Below are 16,798 nucleotides of genomic sequence, written 5' to 3' on the forward strand. Positions count from 1 at the left end.
GGGTCCGGGGACAACGGCGGCGACGCCCTGTACGCGGGCGCCCGCCTCGCCCGGCGCGGCGCCGGGGTGACGGCCGTACCGGTGGATCCGGAGCGGGTCCACGCGGGCGGGCTCGGGGCGCTGCTCGCCGCCGGGGGCCGCCTCGCGCAGGCCGTCCCCGGCCGGGCCGACCTCGTACTGGACGGGCTCGTCGGCATCGGCGGCCGCGGCGGGCTCCGGCCGGCCGCCGCGGCGCTGGTGGAGCGGATCCCGGCCGGCGCCACCGTCGTCGCGGTGGACCTGCCGAGCGGGGTCGACGCGGACACCGGCGAGGTGGCCGGAGCGGCCGTCCACGCCGACGTCACCGTGACCTTCGGGGCGTACAAGCCGGGGCTGCTCATCGACCCGGGGGCCTCGCGCACCGGCGCGCTGCGCCTGGTGGACATCGGGCTGTCGCTGCCGGAGCCGGACGCCGAGGCCCTCCAGCACGCCGACGTGGCGCGGCTGCTGCCGGCTCCGGAGGCGTCGAGCGACAAGTACCGGCGGGGCGTGGTCGGCATCCTCGCCGGATCGGTGCAGTACCCGGGCGCGGCGGTACTCGCCGTCGCGGGGGCGCTGCGCGGCGGCGCGGGCGCGGTGCGCTACGTCGGCCCGGCGGCGGACGCCGTGCTGGCGCGGTACCCGGAGACGCTGATCGGGCGGGGCCGGGTGCAGGCGTGGGTGGTCGGGCCGGGGCTCGGCGAGGGCCGGGCGGCGGAGGTCGCCGAGGCCTTGGCCGACCCGGTGCCGGTGCTGGTGGACGCGGACGGGCTGCGCGGGCTGGACCCGCAGGTGCTGCGGGCCCGCCCGGCCGAGACCCTGCTGACCCCGCACGCGGGGGAGGCGGCGGCGCTGCTCGGCACCTCCCGGGAGGCGGTGGAGGCGGCCCGGCTGTCGTCCGTACGGAGCGTGGCGGCCCGGTACGGGGCGACGGCCCTGCTGAAGGGGTCGACGACGCTGGTGGCGCGCCCCGGAGGCGGTCCGGTCCGGGTCAATCCGACGGGGACCGCGTGGCTGGCGACCGCGGGTAGCGGCGACGTGCTGTCCGGTCTGGCCGGATCCCTGCTCGCCTCGGGGCTGGCGGCGCCAGACGCCGCGTCGGCGGCGGCCTACCTGCACGGCCTCGCGGGGCGGCGGGCGGCCGCCGGAGCGCCGCTGCTCGCCCTGCAGATCGCGGAGTCCCTCCCGGGGGCCTGGCGCGACGTCCGCGCGGAGGCCGCGGACGGCACCGGCCACGCGGGCCACCGCCTTTGATGCGTCATCAGGGGTGAAAATCATCCAGTATGTCGACGTATGAACGGCGGTCGCACAGGCCACGGCCTCGCTCTGAGAGACTGGGGGCGATGAACGAGACACCGACGCGCGTGTACGCCGAGATCGATCTTGACGCCGTACGGGCGAACGTACGCGCCCTGCGCGCGCGGGCACCCCGGGCCCAGCTGATGGCCGTCGTCAAGGCGGACGCCTATGGCCACGGCGCGATCCGGTGCGCCCGGGCGGCCCAGGACGCCGGTGCCACCTGGCTGGGAACCGCCACCCCCGAGGAGGCCCTCGCCCTGCGCGCCGCCGGGATCGGCGGGCCGATCCTGTGCTGGCTGTGGACCCCCGGCGGGCCCTGGCAGGCGGCCGTCGAGGCCGACCTGGACATCTCCGTCAGCGGGATCTGGGCCCTCGACGAGGTGCGCAAGGCCGCGCTCGCCGCCGGCCGCACCGCCCGGGTCCAGCTCAAGGCCGACACCGGCCTCGGCCGGGGCGGCTGCCAGCCCGCGGACTGGACCGAGCTCGTCGGTGCGGCCGTCGCCGCCCAGGCCGAGGGCACCGTCAAGATCACCGGCGTCTGGTCCCACTTCGCCTGCGCCGACGAACCCGGCCACCCCTCCATCGCGCTCCAGCTGGCCGCCTTCCGCGACATGCTGGCGCACGCCGAGCAGGAGGGCGTCGAGCCCGAGGTCCGGCACATCGCCAACTCGCCCGCCACCCTGACCCTGCCCGAGAGCCACTTCGACCTCGTGCGCTGCGGCCTCGCCGTCTACGGGGTCTCCCCGGCCCCCGAGCTCGGCACCGCCCGGGAGCTGGGCCTGCGGCCCGCCATGACCCTCAAGGCCTCCGTGGCACTGGTCAAGACCGTGCCCGCCGGCCACGGGGTGAGCTACGGGCACCACTACGTCACCGAGGCCGAGACGAACCTCGCCCTCATCCCCGCCGGGTACGCGGACGGCATCCCCCGGCACGCCTCCGGGACCGGCCCCGTCTCGGTCGGCGGGAAGATCCGCCGCGTCGCCGGCCGCGTGGCCATGGACCAGTTCGTCGTCGACCTGGGCGATGACCTGGTACGCGCCGGGGACGAGGCGGTCCTCTTCGGCCCGGGCGAGCACGGCGAGCCCACGGCCGAGGACTGGGCTCAAGCGGCGCACACGATCGCCTATGAGATCGTCACCCGTATCGGGGGGCGCGTCCCCCGGGTCTACCTGGGCGGCTGAAGGCCGAGTGAGGACGGCGGCGTGGACGGCGTGAGCGAGAACTGGCGCAAGGCGGGGTGGGCCGGCGCCGCGATCGGTGTGATAGCCGCAGGCGCGGCCGCCGGGGTCGCGGTCGAGCGGATCACGGTAGGGCGCGGCATGCGCCGCAAGGCGCGCCTCGCGCTCGACGCCACCGGCGACTACGGCTCCCTGCGCGGGACCCCGGGCGCCTGCTACGCCGAGGACGGCACCGAGCTCTACTACGAGGTCGACGAGCCGCCCGAGGGCCCCAAGAAGCGGACCCGGATGCGCCGCAAGGACGCGGCCGCGCCGACCGTGGTGTTCTGCCACGGCTACTGCCTCGGCCAGGACTCCTGGCACTTCCAGCGCTCCGCCCTGCGCGGGCTGGTCCGCGCCGTGTACTGGGACCAGCGCAGCCACGGCCGCAGCGCGCGCGGCTTCTCCCAGGCCGACGGCGAGCGCGTGACCATCGACCAGCTCGGCCGCGACCTGAAGACCGTCATCGAGGCGGCCGCGCCCGAGGGCCCGCTGATCCTGGTGGGCCACTCGATGGGCGGCATGACGATCATGGCGCTGGCGGAGCAGTTCCCCGAGCTGATCCGCGACCGGGTGATCGGCGTGGCCCTGGTCGGCACCTCCAGCGGCCACCTCGACCAGGTGACGTACGGACTTCCCGCGGTCGGCATGGGCGCCGTGCGCCGCATCCTGCCGCCGGTGCTCAAGGCGCTCGGCTCGCAGGTGGAGCTCGTCGAAAGGGGCCGCCGGGCCACCGCCGACCTCTTCGCCGGCATGATCAAGATGTACTCGTTCGGCGTCCCCCGCGAGGTGGACCCGGGCGTCGCGCGCTTCGCCGAGCGGCTCATCGAGGCCACCCCGATCGACGTGGTCGCCGAGTTCTACCCGGCCTTCCAGATCCACGACAAGAGCGCCGCCCTCCAGCGGTTCGCCGACATCCCCGTCACCGTCATCGCGGGCGACCGCGACATGGTCACCCCCGCCGCGCACAGCCAGGCCATCAAGGACGCGCTGCCGGCCGCCGAGCTCGTGGTCCTGGAGTCCGCCGGCCACCTGATGATGCTGGAATACCCCGACACGGTGACCGGGCTGCTCGTCGACCTGCTGGCGCGCACCGGCGCCGTGCCCGCAGCGACTAACGTTGGCGGGCATGGAAGAAGTACCGCTGGAAGCGCCGCGAGCACCGCTCAGTCAGACTCCGCAGCAGGAAGCTGAGGCGGCCGCCGCCCGGGCGCGCATCACCGTCGACTCGCCCGAGGCCATGCAGGAGCTCGGCCGCACCCTCGCCGGGCTGCTCCGTCCGGGCGACCTCGTCCTGCTGACCGGGGAGCTCGGCGCGGGCAAGACCACGCTGACCCGGGGCCTGGGCGAGGGGCTGGGCGTACGGGGAGCCGTGACCTCGCCGACCTTCGTGATCGCCCGGGTCCACCCCTCGCTGAGCGGCGGGCCGGCGCTGGTCCACGTGGACGCGTACCGCCTCGGCGGCGGGCTGGACGAGATGGAGGACCTGGACCTCGACGTCTCGCTGCCCGAATCCGTGGTCGTCGTGGAATGGGGCGACGGCAAGGTCGAGGAGCTCTCCGACGACCGGCTGCACGTGGTGATCGCGCGGGCGGTCGGCCACGAGGAGGTCCTGGACGACGTACGGGAGGTCTCGGTGCGCGGCATCGGGGCCCGCTGGTCCGCGCCGGACGCGCTGGCGGCTCTCCAGGGGGTGTCCGCGCGGTAGTGCCGTCCGCCCGCGGGGCGGGCGGGCGCCCGGCGGCCGGCCCGGCTGCCCCGAGGCCCGGCTGCGCCGACTGCCCGGCAAGACGTACCGACAACTCGTCGGCAAGATATTGCGCCGATCGAGTCCGGCGTGGTCACATGGTACAGAGGCTGGTTAGGTATACCTAAGTACGGGCCGGCCCGAGCCAGGAGGAGCCATGTCCGCAGCAGGAGTGCAGCGCGACCCCCGCCCGTCCGTCGTGTCCATGGGGACGCTGCTCGCCGCGGGCGCCGCCGCCACCGCCGTCTCGACGCCACCCGCGCGCGAGCCGGCGCCCGTACCCGGGGCCGGCGCGGCGGACGTACGAGAACAGGCCGCCCCGGAGTCCGAGGCGGCCTGAGGGGCCGTGCGCGTTGGTCCGTTCGCGTGAATCCGCGGCGGGCCCGTCAGGGGACGACGACGACCTTCGAGTTGATCGTCGCGAACGCCCACATGGCGTCGCCGTCGGCCCGCGTCATCCGGATGCCGCCGGTCTTCTTGCCCGGGTCGGGCTCCGGCATCTGCCCGTCCACCCGGGAGCTGAACCCGACCACGACCCCGTCCGCCGTGGCGAACCGCACGACGTGCTCGATCGGCACCCCGTCGGAGCCGGTGACCGCGCCCGAGCGCGAGTTCACCAGGTACGTTCCCGGCTTCGGGTGCGCGGTACTGGGCTTGACCGCGAACGACTTCGGTTCCGGACCGTTCTCGCCGACCAGCCACACCCGCTTCTGTCCCACCGAGTACACGACGCGCGAGCCCGTGCCCGACCCTTCCGGCACGGCCACCGGCTTCGCCGGGTCGGCCGCGCGCGCCGAGGGCGCGGGGGAGGGGGCCGCGGACTGCTCCGCGTGGGCCTTCGGGGGGTGCGCGGGGGCGGTCGCGGAGGCCTGGTAACCGAGGAAGCCGACGGCGGCGATCGCCGCGACGGTGAGCCCGGCCACGATTCCCGAGCTGCTGCGTGCCACCTTGCTCCACCTCTCCCGTGCTTCCCCTGTGCCGGGACGCGCCTTCCGGGGGCTTGCGCGCCCCGGCCCGCACCTCGGCCGATACCTGGGTCGAAGGTAGCAGCCGGGGTGCCCCGCGACCGGCCGCGAGGGCCCGGCCCCCCGGAGTCGTAGGCTGTTCGCGTGCTCTTGCTCGCTGTAGATACCGCCACGCCCGCCGTCACCGTCGCCCTGCACGACGGCGAGTCCGTCCTCGCCGAGTCGAACCAGGTCGACGCCCGCCGCCACGGGGAGCTCCTGCTGCCCTCCGTCGACAAGGTCCTCGCGGAGGCCGGGCTGAAGCTCGACGCCCTCACCGGCATCGTCGTCGGCGTCGGCCCCGGCCCCTACACCGGGCTGCGCGTCGGCCTGGTCACCGCCTCCACCTTCGCCACCGTGCTCGGCATCCCGGTGCACGGCCTGTGCACCCTCGACGGGCTCGCGTACGCCGCGGGCGCCGCCGGGATCGAGGGCCCCTTCACCGTCGCCACCGACGCGCGGCGCAAGGAGGTCTACTGGGCCCGGTACGAGGACCCGCGCACCCGCGTCGGCGAGCCCGCCGTGGACCGCCCGGCCGACATCGCCGAGCGGGTCGCCGGGGTGCCCGCGGTGGGCCAGGGCGCGCTGCTGTACCCGGAGGTCTTCACCGACGCGCGGGCCCCCGAACACCAGAGCGCCGCCGCGCTCGCCTCCCTGGCCGTGGAACGGCTGGCGGCCGGGCAGGAGTTCCTGCCGCCGACGCCGCTCTACCTGCGCCGGCCCGACGCGCAGGTGCCCAAGAACTACAAGGTGGTCACCCCGCAGTGACGGCGCCGACGGCAGTGACAGCGGTCCTGCGCGAGATGCGCTGGTGGGACATCGAGCCGGTGCTGGAACTGGAGCACGAGCTGTTCCCCGAGGACGCCTGGTCCGCGGGCATGTTCTGGTCCGAGCTCGCCCACGCCCGCGGCCCGCACGCCACCCGCCGCTACGTGGTGGCCGAGGACCCCGGCTCCGGCCGCCTCGTCGGCTACGCCGGGCTGGCCGCCGCCGGTGACCTCGCCGACGTACAGACCATCGCGGCCGCGCGCGACCAGTGGGGGACCGGGCTCGGCGCCCGGCTCCTCACCGACCTGCTGCGCGCCGCCACCGCGTTCGAGTGCGCCGAGGTGCTCCTGGAGGTGCGGGTGGACAACACGCGTGCGCAGAAGCTCTACGAGCGCTTCGGCTTCGAGCCGATCGGCTTCCGGCGGGGCTACTACCAGCCCGGCAACGTGGACGCCCTCGTGATGCGCCTGACCGACCCCGCACAAGCGACGACTGAAAGCACTGAGAGCAATGGCTGACGAACCGCTCGTCCTCGGCATCGAGACCTCCTGCGACGAGACCGGCGTCGGCGTGGTCCGCGGCACGACCCTGCTGGCCGACGCGATCGCCTCCAGCGTGGACGAGCACGCCCGCTTCGGCGGCGTCGTGCCCGAGGTGGCCTCACGGGCGCACCTGGAGGCGATGGTCCCGACCATCGAGCGCGCCCTGAAGGAGGCCGGGGTCAGCGCCCGCGACCTCGACGGCATCGCCGTCACCGCGGGCCCCGGCCTGGCGGGGGCCCTGCTGGTGGGCGTCTCCGCCGCGAAGGCGTACGCGTACGCGCTCGGCAAGCCGCTGTACGGCGTGAACCACCTGGCCTCGCACATCTGCGTGGACCAGCTGGAGCACGGGCCGCTGCCGGAGCCGACCATGGCCCTCCTGGTGTCCGGCGGTCACTCCTCGCTGCTGCTGGCCCCGGACATCACCTCGGACGTACGGCCGCTGGGCGCGACCATCGACGACGCGGCGGGCGAGGCCTTCGACAAGATCGCGCGCGTGCTCCAACTGGGCTTCCCCGGCGGTCCGGTCATCGACCGGCTCGCCCGGGAGGGGGACCCGAAGGCGATCAACTTCCCGCGCGGGCTGACGGGGCCGCGCGACGCGGCGTACGACTTCTCCTTCTCCGGGCTCAAGACGGCGGTCGCCCGCTGGATCGAGGCGAAGCGGAACGCGGGCGAGGAGGTGCCGGTGCGTGATGTGGCGGCGTCCTTCCAGGAGGCCGTGGTGGACGTGCTGACCCGCAAGGCGATCCGCGCGTGCAAGGACGAGGGCGTGGACCACCTGATGATCGGCGGCGGTGTGGCGGCCAATTCGCGGCTGCGCTCGCTGGCGCAGGAGCGCTGCGACGACGCGGGGATCATCCTGCGGGTGCCGCGGCCGAAGCTGTGCACGGACAACGGCGCGATGGTGGCGGCGCTGGGCGCGGAGATGGTCAAGCGGAACCGGCCGGCCTCGGACTGGGACCTGTCGGCGGACTCCTCGCTGCCGGTGACGGACCCGCACGTGCCGGGTACCGGCGAGGCGCACGGACACGCACACTCCCACGCGCACGGTCACGACCACGACCACGTGCACGAGTTGAGCAAGGACAACCTCTACTGATGAGCACCGTCGCGCTGATGTGGGAGGCCCGGGCCGCGGACGGCCGGGGCAACGAACTGCTGGAATGGGCCCGTTCGCAGGTGCTGGAGCGCGAGCCCGTACGCCGTGAGCTGCTGCGGGCCGCGCAGGACCGGGTGCTGGTCGTCACCTGGTGGGAGGCGGCCGAGGGGCTGGCGGCGCAGCTGCCCGAACTCCCGGAGCCCGCAGCGGACTTGATTACCCGTCCGGTGCACCGCTGGCGGTTCGAGTCGGTGGAGACCAGCGGGACCTGACACACGAGGCGGGCTCCAGCGACTCGTGAGCGGGGCTCGGGCCCGCTGCCGTTATCGTCATGAGCATGCCTCGCCGTGACCTGCCGCCGCCCCCGCCCCCGGCCCACTTGCGCGACTGGCTGGACGAGAACGCCGTACGCGCCGACCGCGCCCGCTTCCTGAAGGACCTGGGCCGGCGCAGCCTGGGTCTGGGGCGGCTGCTGCTGCTCTGGGCCGTCGCCGCCGTCTTCGCGCTCGGCTGGTCCTTCGTCGCGATGGCGCTGATCTCCTTCGAGACGCCGGGCGACCCGCTCTCGTACCTCTTCGGCCTGATCTTCGGCCTGCTCGGCGCGGGCGTGCTGATCCCGGCGGGGTTCTGGTTCGCCCGGGGCGCCCGGCGCGACCGGCTGGTCCACCAGCTGCTGTGCGCCTGGGCCGAGTCGGACCGGGACCCGGCCGCCGACGCCGGGGTCCGCGCCCCCGGACTGAGCCTGACCTGGCTGCTGGCCTCCTTCGCGATGGGCGCGCTGGGGCTGTACGTGACCTTCGGGTCGGCGGCGTCGGCCCGCCCGGGCGTCACCACGTACGGGGAGATCACGTACTACATGGGCCTCGGCATGATCCTGTGGATCACCGGCCTGCTGGGCCTCGGCAAGGCCGGCGCGCACTACCGGTGGGCGGTGCGCGCCTTCCGCGGCGGCGGCGGCGCTACGGCGCGCTGACGGGAGCGCCGATCAGCATCGAGGGGGCGCCCGCGACCCGGGTGAGGAAGACGGTCGCGGAGTGCGGCCCCTGCGGCTTGACCTTCCTGCGCAGCTCCTCGGGCTCGATGGCCGACCCGCGCTTCTTCACGGTGAGGATGCCGACCCCGCGCTCGCGCAGCAGGGCCTTCAGCTTCTTGAGGCCGAAGGGCAGCACGTCGGTGATCTCGTACGCCGTGGCGTACGGGGTCGCGCGCAGCTCGTCGGCGGTGACGTACGCGATGGTCGGGTCGATGAGCCGGCCGCCCAGCTGCTCGGCCACCTCGGCGACGAGGTGGGCGCGGATCACGGCCCCGTCGGGCTCGTAGAGGTAGCGGCCGACCGGCCCGGCCACGGGGTCGGGCAGCGGATCGACGGTGTGCAGGGTGCGCGGGCCGGGCAGCAGGGTGGCGCGTACGGTGCCGGGCGCGGTCCCGAACCACAGCACGGCCTCCTTCACGTCCCCCTGGTCCGAGATCCACTCGGCCTCGGCCTCCGGCGGCACGGCCTCGTGCGGGATCCCGGGTGCGATCTTGACGGCCGCGTACTTGGCCGTACGGGCGGTCTCGACGGCCCACGACAGCGGCGGCGAGTAGCTCTCCGGGTCGAAGATCCGGCCGCGGCCGCCGCGCCGGGCGGGGTCGAGGAAGACGGCGTCGTACGCGGAGGTGTCCACCTCCGTCACGTCCGCCTCGACGACCTCGACGAGCTCGGCCAGCCCCAGGGCCTCGGCGTTGGCGCGGGCGACGGCGACGGTCAGCGGATCGCGGTCGACGGCCAGGACGCGGATGCCGGTCCGGGCCAGGGCGAGGGCGTCGCCGCCGATCCCGCAGCACAGGTCGGCGACGCTGCGCACGCCGAGCTCCGCGAGCCGTGCGCCCCGGTACGAGGCCACCGGGGCGCGGGTGGCCATCTCGCCGCCGCCGGGCGTGAAGTACATCCGGAACGCGTCCTCGGCGCCGAACTTCGCCACCGCGCGCTGCCGCAGCCGGGCCTGCCCGAGCGCTGCGGAGACCAGCGCGGCCGGGTGCTCGCGGCGCAGCCGGGTGGCGACGGCGAGTTCCTCGGCGGGGTCGTGGTCGCGGAGGGAGTCGAGGAGGGCGCGGCCCTCGGGGGTGAGGAGCGCGGCGAAGTCTTCGGGGGTCACGCCTCCATTGTCGGCTCCCCCATCGGCGGGGGTGCGTGTGGGCCGGTCGGAGGAACGTGGCGGCCCGGTGCGAGGTGTCGTCCGGGAAGTGCGCGTGTCGGGTGCCAGGATGCGCTGCTATGCAGCTAGTCGGACAAACGGAACATAAGACGCTTCATGGTCACCGGTCCGCGGTGGGTCCGCGCGGCCGCGTCGGGGTGGCACTGGCCGCACTGCTGGTCGCCGCCCTCGGAACGGGATGCGGCTCGGCCGCCGACACCGCGCCCGCCCGCAAGGGCGGCAAGGCCGCGGACGCACCCGCGGGCGCGGCGGGCGCGGTCGCGAACCCGGCCGAGCAGCAGAAGGCCGCCAGGCAGGCCGTGATCGCCGCGGCGAAGCGGTGGAAGCTGGCCAAGCCGCCCCTGGTCGCCCCGCCCGCCCCGAAGACGAAGCCGGAGATCACCACCCGCGAGGGCTTCGAGGTCGAGGGCCAGGACGACCTCCCGCCCGTCTTCACCACCGTCCCCACGGAGGACAAGGTCGTCTTCCTGACGATCGACGACGGCGCGGAGAAGGACCCCGAGTTCCTGAAGATGATGCAGGAGCTGAAGATCCCGTACACGGCGTTCCTCAGCGACTACCTCGTCCGCGACAACTACCCGTACTTCAAGCAGATGCAGGCAGCCGGCGTCTCGCTGAACAACCACACGCTCAACCACCGCTACATGCCGGCGCTCTCCTACGAGGAGCAGCACGAGGAGATCTGCGGGCAGCAGGACACGATCCAGAAGCAGTTCGGCAAGCGGCCGACGCTGTTCCGGCCGCCGTACGGCAACTACAACCAGGACACGCTGCGCGCGGCGAAGTCCTGCGGCATCAAGGCGGTCCCGCTGTGGAACGCGGAGGCCTTCGTGAACCGCATGGACTGGCGGGAATGGGACCGGGACCTCCACCCTGGAGACATCATCCTGACCCATTTCCGAGGGCGGGAGGACTGGAAGGGAACCATGCCTGACATGATCCGTCATGTCATGAAGACCGTCACGGACAAGGGGTACGCCGTGGCCCGCCTGGAGGACTACTTGTGAGGTACGCGCGCCGGTTGACGACCGCAACGCTGGCGGCCGGCGCGCTCGCGCTGTCCCTGGCGGGGTGCGGGGACAGCGTGGACCCGGTCGAGAGGCTGGGTACCAAGACACCCCAGGCGGCGCAGCCGACGGCGACTGCGCCGCCGTCCCCGTCGGGCGTGCCGGGGGACGAGGCGTACAAGAAGTGGGGCCTGAAGGCCCCCCTGGAATTCGCCCCGAAGCCGGCGCAGAAGCCCGCGCCGGCCCCGGCGGACCCGGGCAAGGCCAAGGTGGTGGACCGAATACCCGTCCAGCCCACCGACAAGGTCGTCTTCCTGACCTTCGACGACGGCGCGGAGAAGGATCCCGAGTTCCTGAAGATGGCGGCCGACCTCAAGCTGCCGATCAGCATGTTCCTGACGGACAACATCGCCTCGTCGGACTACGGGCACTTCGAGAAGCTCCGCGACAACGGCTCCGGCAGCACGATCAACAACCACACCCTGACGCACCCGAACCTGCGGACCCGGCCCTTCGCGGCGCAGAAGAAGGAGATATGCGGCCAGCAGGAGCGCCTGGAGAAGCGCTTCGGCACCAAGCCGGTCCGCTTCCGCCCGCCGTACGGCAACTACAACGACGACACCCTCAGGGCCGCCTCCGAATGCGGGATATCGCAGGTGATCCTGTGGCGCGTGTCGATGCAGATCAACAACTTCCAGTACGCCGAGGGCTCAGCCCTCAAGCCGGGCGACATCATCCTGGCCCACTTCCGCGGCCCCTCCGAACTCAAGGGCTCGACGGAAATCCAGATGACGACCCGCATGCTCCAGCGCATCCAGGAGCAGGGCTACCGCATAGGCCGCCTGGAGGACTACCTCTAGCCGTGGCGGCAGCCTTTGGGCCGTCCGCACCGCTCGCCGGTGCGCTCCTCAGGCCCGAGCCGCCGGCGCCACCACCGGGGTGATCGTCGTCTCCGCCGGGCCGCGGGCGTCCGCCTCGCGCTGGCGTTCCGCGCTGTCGCTGATGCGGAGGAGGAGGGCGATCATGATCCAGTTGGCGAGGAGGGAAGAGCCGCCCTTCGCCAGGAACGGCAGCGCCTTGCCCGTCAGCGGGATCAGGCCCGTCACCCCGCCCGCGACCACGAAGACCTGGAGCGCCAGCGCCGCCGACAGGCCCACCGCCAGCAGCTTCCCGAACGGGTCCCGGGCGCCCAGCGCCATCCGCAGCCCCCGCTGGACCAGCAGCGCGTACAGGAGGAGCACCGCCATGACCCCGGCCAGCCCGAGCTCCTCGCCCACCGTGGTCAGGATGAAGTCGCTGCGCCCGGCGAAGCCGATCAGCTCCGGGTGCCCCATCCCCAGCCCCGTCCCGGACATGCCGCCGGTGCCGAAGCTGAACAGGGCCTGCGCGGACTGGTCCGAGATGACCCCCGGCGGCCGCTCCTTCCAGTAGTACGAGAGCGGCTCCAGCCACGCCGCCACGCGCCCCTTGACGTGCGGCTCCGTCGAGCCCACCACGAAGGCCCCGACCCCCGCCATGAGCAGGCCCGTCACGATCCAGCTGGTGCGCTCGGTGGCGACGTACAGCATCACCACGAAAACACCGAAGAAGATCAGCGACGTGCCCAGGTCCCGTTCGAAGACGAGCACCAGCAGCGACACGATCCACACCGTGATGATCGGCCCGAGCTGGCGCATCGGCGGCAGCCGCATCCCGAGGAACTTCCGGCCCGTCAGGGCGAGCGAATCGCGGTGGATGACCAGGTAGCCCGCGAAGAAGATCGCGATCATGATCTTCACGAACTCGCCCGGCTGGAGCGAGAACCCGAACAGGATGATCCAGCGCTTCGCGCCGTACGTGTCCGCACCGAAGAAGGCCGGCGCGATCAGCAGCACCAGCGCGACCACCATCGTGATGTAGATGAACCGCTGGAGCAGCCGGTGGTCGCGCAGCAGCGCCACCACCGCCAGGCAGGCGGCCACGCCGATCACCGTCCACAGCAGCTGCCCCGGCGCGTTCGCGTCGCCGCCGTACCGCGCGATGTACGACTGGTCCAGCCGGTGCAGCAGCACCAGCCCCAGCCCCGACAGCAGCATGGCCACCGGGAGGATCAGCGGATCCGCGTACGCGGCGAACCGGCGCACGCCCAAGTGCCCCACCAGTGCCAGCAGCGTCATGCTCATCGTGAAGCCGGTGAGGTTGGCGGGCAGCTCGCCGTTCATCGCCAGGCCGGCGCTCACGTGCCCGAAGACGGTGAGGGCGACGACGAAGACGAGGAGCAGCGCCTCGGTGCGGCGGCGCACGCCGGCCGTCGTCAGCGGCCTCAGTCCACGCACGGAACGCCGCCGCCGTCGATGGCGGGGGCGGGGCCGCCCGCGCCCGCCGAGGGGGTGGAAGCCGTCCCCGAAGACTCCCCGGCAGACGCCTCCGCAGACGCCCCGGGTGACGTCCCCGGCGCGTCGCTCGGGCCCGCGCCCGGGCTCGGAGCGGACGCGGAGGCGGAAGCCCCCGGTCCGATCTGCTCGGCAATGAGGCGCTTTATCTTCATATCGTCTACGACGTTTATGTCCTCTCCATGGTTCCTGCCGAACCGCTCGACGGGCAGTGTCGTGAACGACACTTTTCCGCCGGACAGGTTCTTCGCCTGCTTCACGAACGACAGCAGGTCCCAGCCGGCATCCGTCACGACGTCCTGTTTCGCGGCCTCGATCAGCTTCATCAGCTTCACCGGATCCGTGAAGGTCCCGGCCGAGTTCAGCTTCTGCGTGGCCCCGGCCAAAAAGGCCTGCTGCCGCTTCGTCCGGTCCAGATCGCCCCGCTCCAGGCCGTGCCGCTGCCGTACGAAGGCCAGGGACTGCCGCCCGTTCAGGCTCTGGCGGCCCGCCGGGAAGTCGGCGCCCGAGTACGTGTCCCGCACCGGCCGCTTCAGACACACCGGTACGCCGCCCAGCGCCTCCGCCAGGTGGTGGAAACCGGCCAGGTTGAGTTCGGCGAAGTGATCGATCGGAACGCCCAGGAAGTTCCGCACCGTCTCGATCTGCGCCCTGCGGCCGGCCTCCCGCCCCTCGCGCTCCAGCTGCCTCCGGTCCTTGACCCCCTGGCCCGAGAGCCGGTCCTCCTCCTTGGCCTTCGCCAGCCCGTACGCCTTCTTGATCTTGTCCTTGCCCTGCCCCGGGATGTCGACGAAGTCGTCGCGCGGGACCGAGAAGGCCTTCGCCCGGCTGCCGTCACCGGGGACGTGGAGCAGGATCAGCGTGTTCGCGTTGTAGCCGCCGATGTCGGAACCGCCGGCGTGCAGTGCGTCGAGGACCTCCGCCGGCAGCTCCTCGCCGTTCTGGTCGCGGCGGCTGTCCAGGCCCATCAGCAGCACGTTGGTGTCGCCGTACTCCGACTTCTCGGCGCCCTCCAGGGCCCGGGAGCTGCCGATGCCGGCGGCGAGGTCCCGGTACACGTACCAGGCGCCCGCGGCCGCCGTCACCGCCAGCGCGCAGACGGCCACGAGCAGGGTGCGGGCGATGCGGCGGGGGCGGGGCCGCCGACGGGGCCGGCGGGCGGGGTGGCTGGTCTTCCTCCGGTGCGCGCTCATGCCACTCGATGGTGGGGGAGGGGCGCTGAAGGAATCCTGAGAGACCTGAAGGGGCGTTCAGGACCCGGCGGACCGGGCCGGCCGCGGCCCGCCGGCCGCCGCGCGCGGGCCGCCGACCGGCACGCGCAGGACGAAGCGGATGCCGCGGCCGCCGCCCGCCCGGGGCGCGAGCGCCCGCGCCTCGCCGCCGTGCGCTCGGGCCGTCTCGCGGACGATGGCCAGGCCGAGCCCCGTACCGCCGCCCGCGCGCCCGCGGTCCGCGTCCAGGCGCACGAAGCGCTCGAAGACCCGGTCGCGGTCCTGCGCGGGGATGCCGGGGCCGTCGTCCTCGACCTCCAGCACCGCCCAGCCGCCGTCCGCGGGCTCGCTGGCCGCCCGTACGACGACCCCCGTACGGGCGTGCCGCAGCGCGTTGTCCACCAGGTTGGCCAGCGCCCGCTCCAGCCGCGCCGGATCCCCGGCCGCCGGTACGGGAGCCCGCGCGTCCAGCCGGAGCGGGACCCGGGGCTCCGGGCGCCGGGCCAGGTCCTCCGCGGCCAGCAGCGCCAGGTCCACCGGCTCGGTGCGGGGTACGGGGCCGCCGTCGAGCCGGGCGAGCAGCAGCAGGTCCGCGGCGATGCGCTGGAGCCGCTCGGTATCGGCCAGGGCGGCCGCCACCGACTCCCGGTCGGGGCGGTCCTGGGCCAGCGCCACTTCCAGCCGGGACCGGACGGCGGCCAGCGGATTGCGCAGCTCGTGCGAGGCGTCGGCGGTGAACTGCCGCTGCCGGGCGTCGGATCGCTCCAGCCGGTCGAGCGTGTCGTTGACGGTCCGGGCCAGCTGGGCGATCTCGTCCGCCCCGCCGGGGTCCGGAACCCGGCGGTCCAGCTCGCTGGCGGTGACCGCCGCGAGCTCGGTGCGGATCGCGGTGACCGGGCGCAGGGCGTGCCCCGTCACCCACCGGGCCAGGGCCGCCGCGAAGCCGATCAGCGGGGGCGCGCCGGCGAGCAGGCCGAGGGCGATGGCGCCGGTCGCGTCGTCCACGTCGCCGAGCACGGTCACGGCGTACACCTCGTGCCCGCCCGGCGCCTGGACCGCGACGACCGCGCGCCGTTCCGCGCCGGGGTGCGCGGGCGCGAGGACGGCGGAGCGGGAGTCCTCGCCGGAGGCGGTGGGCGGCGGCGGGCGCAGGCCGCCGAGGTCGGGGGCGTCGGCGAGGTCCCCGGTGGAGGCGACGGTCCGCCCGTGCGCGTCCCGTACGAGGACCAGGTCGACCCCGCTCTCCGGCGCGGGCAGCCGCCCGCCGGGGAAGGCGTGCCCTTCGAGCTGGGCGGCCACCTTGCGGGCGGCCAGCTCGGTGCGGCCGGTGGTGTTGTCGAGCAGGTTGGCCCGCAGCAGGGCGTACAGCCACAGCCCGCCGGCGCCGAGTACCGCGGCCATGGCGAGGGCGGCGGCCAGCGCGGCGCGGCGCCGGAGCGGGCCCGAGCTCGTCCTGGCCTCAGCCACCGTCGGCGGCCATGCGGTACCCGGTGCCGTGAACGGTGAGGATCGAACGGCGGCCGAAGGGGGCGTCGATCTTCCTGCGCAGCGAGGAGACGTACACCTCGACGATGTTCGGGTCGATGGCGTGCGGGGCGTCCCAGACCTGGTCCAGGATGTCCTGCTTGGCGACGGCCCGGCCGGGCTGCTCCATGAGACAGGCGAGGACGCCCAGCTCGCGGGCGGTGAGCTCGATGTCGTGGGGGCCGCGGCGGCAGCGGCGCCCGGCGGGGTCGAGGACGAGGTCACCGGCCTGGAGGGTGGGGCGGGGGCCGGCGGCGCCGCCCGCCGTCCGCCGGGCGAGGGCGCGCAGGCGGGCGGCCAGGACGACGAACGAGAAGGGCTTGGTGAGGTAGTCGTCGGCGCCGCAGTCCAGGCCCTCGGCCTCGTCGTACTCGCCGTCCTTGGCGGTCAGCATGAGGACGGGCGTCGGGTCGCCGTCGGCCCGCAGGCGGGCGCAGACCTCGTACCCGCTGAGGCCGGGGAGCATCAGGTCGAGCAGGACGGCGTCGTACGAGCCGGTGCGGGCGAGGTCCAGCCCGCGGTGGCCGTCGTGGGCGAGGTCGACCCAGTGCCCGTCGGCGCAGAGGCCGCGCCGCAGGGACTCGGCGAGGCCCTCTTCGTCTTCGACCACGAGGATGCGCACCCCGCAACCCTCACATACCGCCCACCGCGCCCGGGGGGCCGGGTCGCGAGGAGGGCACCGCGGGCCCGGGGAAACACCCCCGATCCGGACCACCCGGGGGAGCGTGTTGGCACTCCGCTTGACCGAGTGCTAATCACCGGAATAGTCTCGCACCTGGCACTCACCCCCGG

The 16,798-nt window shown here is 74.0% G+C and carries 18 protein-coding genes; 12 read left to right on the top strand and 6 right to left on the bottom strand.

The features are described from left to right. From ACS04_RS02460 to ACS04_RS37295, 5 genes are all read left to right on the top strand, one after another. The coding region (locus ACS04_RS02460) for an NAD(P)H-hydrate dehydratase (RefSeq protein ID WP_048474793.1) at positions 1–1,272 on the top strand (1,272 nt) is incomplete at its 5' end. A gap of 89 nt (positions 1,273–1,361) precedes the next feature. Further along, on the top strand, positions 1,362–2,498 hold the full coding sequence (alr, locus tag ACS04_RS02465) for an alanine racemase (RefSeq protein ID WP_078864367.1): 1,137 nt from the start codon (positions 1,362–1,364) through the stop codon (positions 2,496–2,498). Positions 2,499–2,528: 30 nt separating this feature from the next. Continuing rightward, positions 2,529–3,728: an alpha/beta fold hydrolase gene (locus ACS04_RS02470; RefSeq protein ID WP_078864371.1), complete on the top strand. Its 1,200-nt coding sequence runs from the start codon at positions 2,529–2,531 to the stop codon at positions 3,726–3,728. Then, positions 3,664–4,242 carry a tRNA (adenosine(37)-N6)-threonylcarbamoyltransferase complex ATPase subunit type 1 TsaE gene (gene tsaE, locus ACS04_RS02475; RefSeq protein ID WP_078864368.1) on the top strand — a complete coding sequence of 193 codons (579 nt, stop codon included), beginning with the start codon at positions 3,664–3,666 and terminating at the stop codon, positions 4,240–4,242. Before ACS04_RS02470 ends, tsaE begins: the two co-directional genes overlap by 65 nt. Before the next feature lie 196 nt (positions 4,243–4,438). Next, a complete protein-coding gene (locus ACS04_RS37295; protein ID WP_107438510.1) occupies positions 4,439–4,621 on the top strand; it encodes a hypothetical protein in 183 nt (60 codons plus the stop codon). Between the two features lie 46 nt (positions 4,622–4,667). On the opposite strand, the gene ACS04_RS02480 is transcribed toward ACS04_RS37295, so the two are convergent. After that, complete coding sequence (locus ACS04_RS02480; protein ID WP_048474797.1) at positions 4,668–5,228, bottom strand: hypothetical protein; 561 nt, start codon at positions 5,226–5,228, stop codon at positions 4,668–4,670. A 162-nt stretch (positions 5,229–5,390) separates the two neighbouring features. Between ACS04_RS02480 and tsaB the strand changes: the two genes are divergently transcribed. The 5 genes from tsaB (at position 5,391) to ACS04_RS02505 (ending at position 8,667) form a co-directional block, all read left to right on the top strand. Further along, positions 5,391–6,053, top strand: a complete 663-nt coding sequence (tsaB, locus tag ACS04_RS02485) for a tRNA (adenosine(37)-N6)-threonylcarbamoyltransferase complex dimerization subunit type 1 TsaB (RefSeq protein WP_048474798.1) — start codon at positions 5,391–5,393, stop codon at positions 6,051–6,053. Between the two features lie 35 nt (positions 6,054–6,088). Continuing rightward, on the top strand, positions 6,089–6,571 hold the full coding sequence (gene rimI / locus ACS04_RS02490; protein ID WP_048474817.1) for a ribosomal protein S18-alanine N-acetyltransferase: 483 nt from the start codon (positions 6,089–6,091) through the stop codon (positions 6,569–6,571). Next, positions 6,564–7,694 (top strand): tRNA (adenosine(37)-N6)-threonylcarbamoyltransferase complex transferase subunit TsaD, encoded by a 1,131-nt coding sequence (tsaD, locus tag ACS04_RS02495; protein ID WP_048474799.1) that lies wholly within the window; start codon positions 6,564–6,566, stop codon positions 7,692–7,694. The genes rimI and tsaD overlap by 8 nt, the downstream gene beginning before the upstream one ends. Then, the gene (locus ACS04_RS02500) at positions 7,694–7,966 is read left to right on the top strand and encodes a hypothetical protein (RefSeq protein WP_048474800.1); all 273 of its coding nucleotides are present in this window, start codon (positions 7,694–7,696) and stop codon (positions 7,964–7,966) included. Before tsaD ends, ACS04_RS02500 begins: the two co-directional genes overlap by 1 nt. Before the next feature lie 65 nt (positions 7,967–8,031). Next, the gene (locus ACS04_RS02505) at positions 8,032–8,667 is read left to right on the top strand and encodes a hypothetical protein (protein ID WP_048474818.1); all 636 of its coding nucleotides are present in this window, start codon (positions 8,032–8,034) and stop codon (positions 8,665–8,667) included. Here the strand turns inward: ACS04_RS02505 and ACS04_RS02510 are convergent. After that, a complete protein-coding gene (locus ACS04_RS02510; protein ID WP_048474801.1) occupies positions 8,654–9,832 on the bottom strand; it encodes a THUMP-like domain-containing protein in 1,179 nt (392 codons plus the stop codon). The genes ACS04_RS02505 and ACS04_RS02510 overlap by 14 nt on opposite strands. 119 nt (positions 9,833–9,951) lie before the next feature. Here ACS04_RS02510 and ACS04_RS02515 point away from each other — a divergent pair, with 119 nt between their 5' ends. Then, complete coding sequence (locus ACS04_RS02515) at positions 9,952–10,899, top strand: polysaccharide deacetylase family protein (protein WP_048474802.1); 948 nt, start codon at positions 9,952–9,954, stop codon at positions 10,897–10,899. A 14-nt stretch (positions 10,900–10,913) separates the two neighbouring features. Further along, positions 10,914–11,759 (top strand): polysaccharide deacetylase family protein, encoded by an 846-nt coding sequence (locus tag ACS04_RS02520; protein WP_078864372.1) that lies wholly within the window; start codon positions 10,914–10,916, stop codon positions 11,757–11,759. Between the two features lie 48 nt (positions 11,760–11,807). Here ACS04_RS02520 and ACS04_RS02525 read toward each other — a convergent pair whose 3' ends face one another. The 4 genes from ACS04_RS02525 to ACS04_RS02540 are packed head-to-tail and all read right to left on the bottom strand — an operon-like array spanning position 11,808 to position 16,628. Next, positions 11,808–13,214, bottom strand: a complete 1,407-nt coding sequence (locus ACS04_RS02525) for an FtsW/RodA/SpoVE family cell cycle protein (RefSeq protein ID WP_048474804.1) — start codon at positions 13,212–13,214, stop codon at positions 11,808–11,810. Then, positions 13,202–14,464: an LCP family protein gene (locus ACS04_RS02530; protein WP_048474805.1), complete on the bottom strand. Its 1,263-nt coding sequence runs from the start codon at positions 14,462–14,464 to the stop codon at positions 13,202–13,204. The genes ACS04_RS02525 and ACS04_RS02530 overlap by 13 nt, the downstream gene beginning before the upstream one ends. A gap of 57 nt (positions 14,465–14,521) precedes the next feature. Next, the gene (locus ACS04_RS02535; RefSeq protein ID WP_053080678.1) at positions 14,522–15,949 is read right to left on the bottom strand and encodes a sensor histidine kinase; all 1,428 of its coding nucleotides are present in this window, start codon (positions 15,947–15,949) and stop codon (positions 14,522–14,524) included. Continuing rightward, on the bottom strand, positions 15,942–16,628 hold the full coding sequence (locus ACS04_RS02540; protein WP_048474806.1) for a response regulator transcription factor: 687 nt from the start codon (positions 16,626–16,628) through the stop codon (positions 15,942–15,944). Before ACS04_RS02540 ends, ACS04_RS02535 begins: the two co-directional genes overlap by 8 nt. Positions 16,629–16,798 lie beyond the last annotated feature (170 nt).

The organism is Streptomyces roseus (assembly GCF_001044425.1).
Taxonomy (GTDB): domain Bacteria; phylum Actinomycetota; class Actinomycetes; order Streptomycetales; family Streptomycetaceae; genus Streptomyces; species Streptomyces roseus.

What these genes read in the sequence shown, in the direction of transcription:
- alr (WP_078864367.1), top strand. Translation starts at nt 1,362, where the DNA reads ATGAACGAGACACCGACGCGCGTGTACGCCGAGATCGATCTTGACGCC.
- tsaE (WP_078864368.1), top strand. Translation starts at nt 3,664, where the DNA reads ATGGAAGAAGTACCGCTGGAAGCGCCGCGAGCACCGCTCAGTCAGACT.
- ACS04_RS37295 (WP_107438510.1), top strand. Translation starts at nt 4,439, where the DNA reads ATGTCCGCAGCAGGAGTGCAGCGCGACCCCCGCCCGTCCGTCGTGTCC.
- rimI (WP_048474817.1), top strand. Translation starts at nt 6,089, where the DNA reads ATGCGCTGGTGGGACATCGAGCCGGTGCTGGAACTGGAGCACGAGCTG.
- tsaD (WP_048474799.1), top strand. Translation starts at nt 6,564, where the DNA reads ATGGCTGACGAACCGCTCGTCCTCGGCATCGAGACCTCCTGCGACGAG.
- ACS04_RS02500 (WP_048474800.1), top strand. Translation starts at nt 7,694, where the DNA reads ATGAGCACCGTCGCGCTGATGTGGGAGGCCCGGGCCGCGGACGGCCGG.
- ACS04_RS02505 (WP_048474818.1), top strand. Translation starts at nt 8,032, where the DNA reads ATGCCTCGCCGTGACCTGCCGCCGCCCCCGCCCCCGGCCCACTTGCGC.
- ACS04_RS02515 (WP_048474802.1), top strand. Translation starts at nt 9,952, where the DNA reads ATGCAGCTAGTCGGACAAACGGAACATAAGACGCTTCATGGTCACCGG.
- ACS04_RS02530 (WP_048474805.1), bottom strand. Translation starts at nt 14,464, where the DNA reads ATGAGCGCGCACCGGAGGAAGACCAGCCACCCCGCCCGCCGGCCCCGT.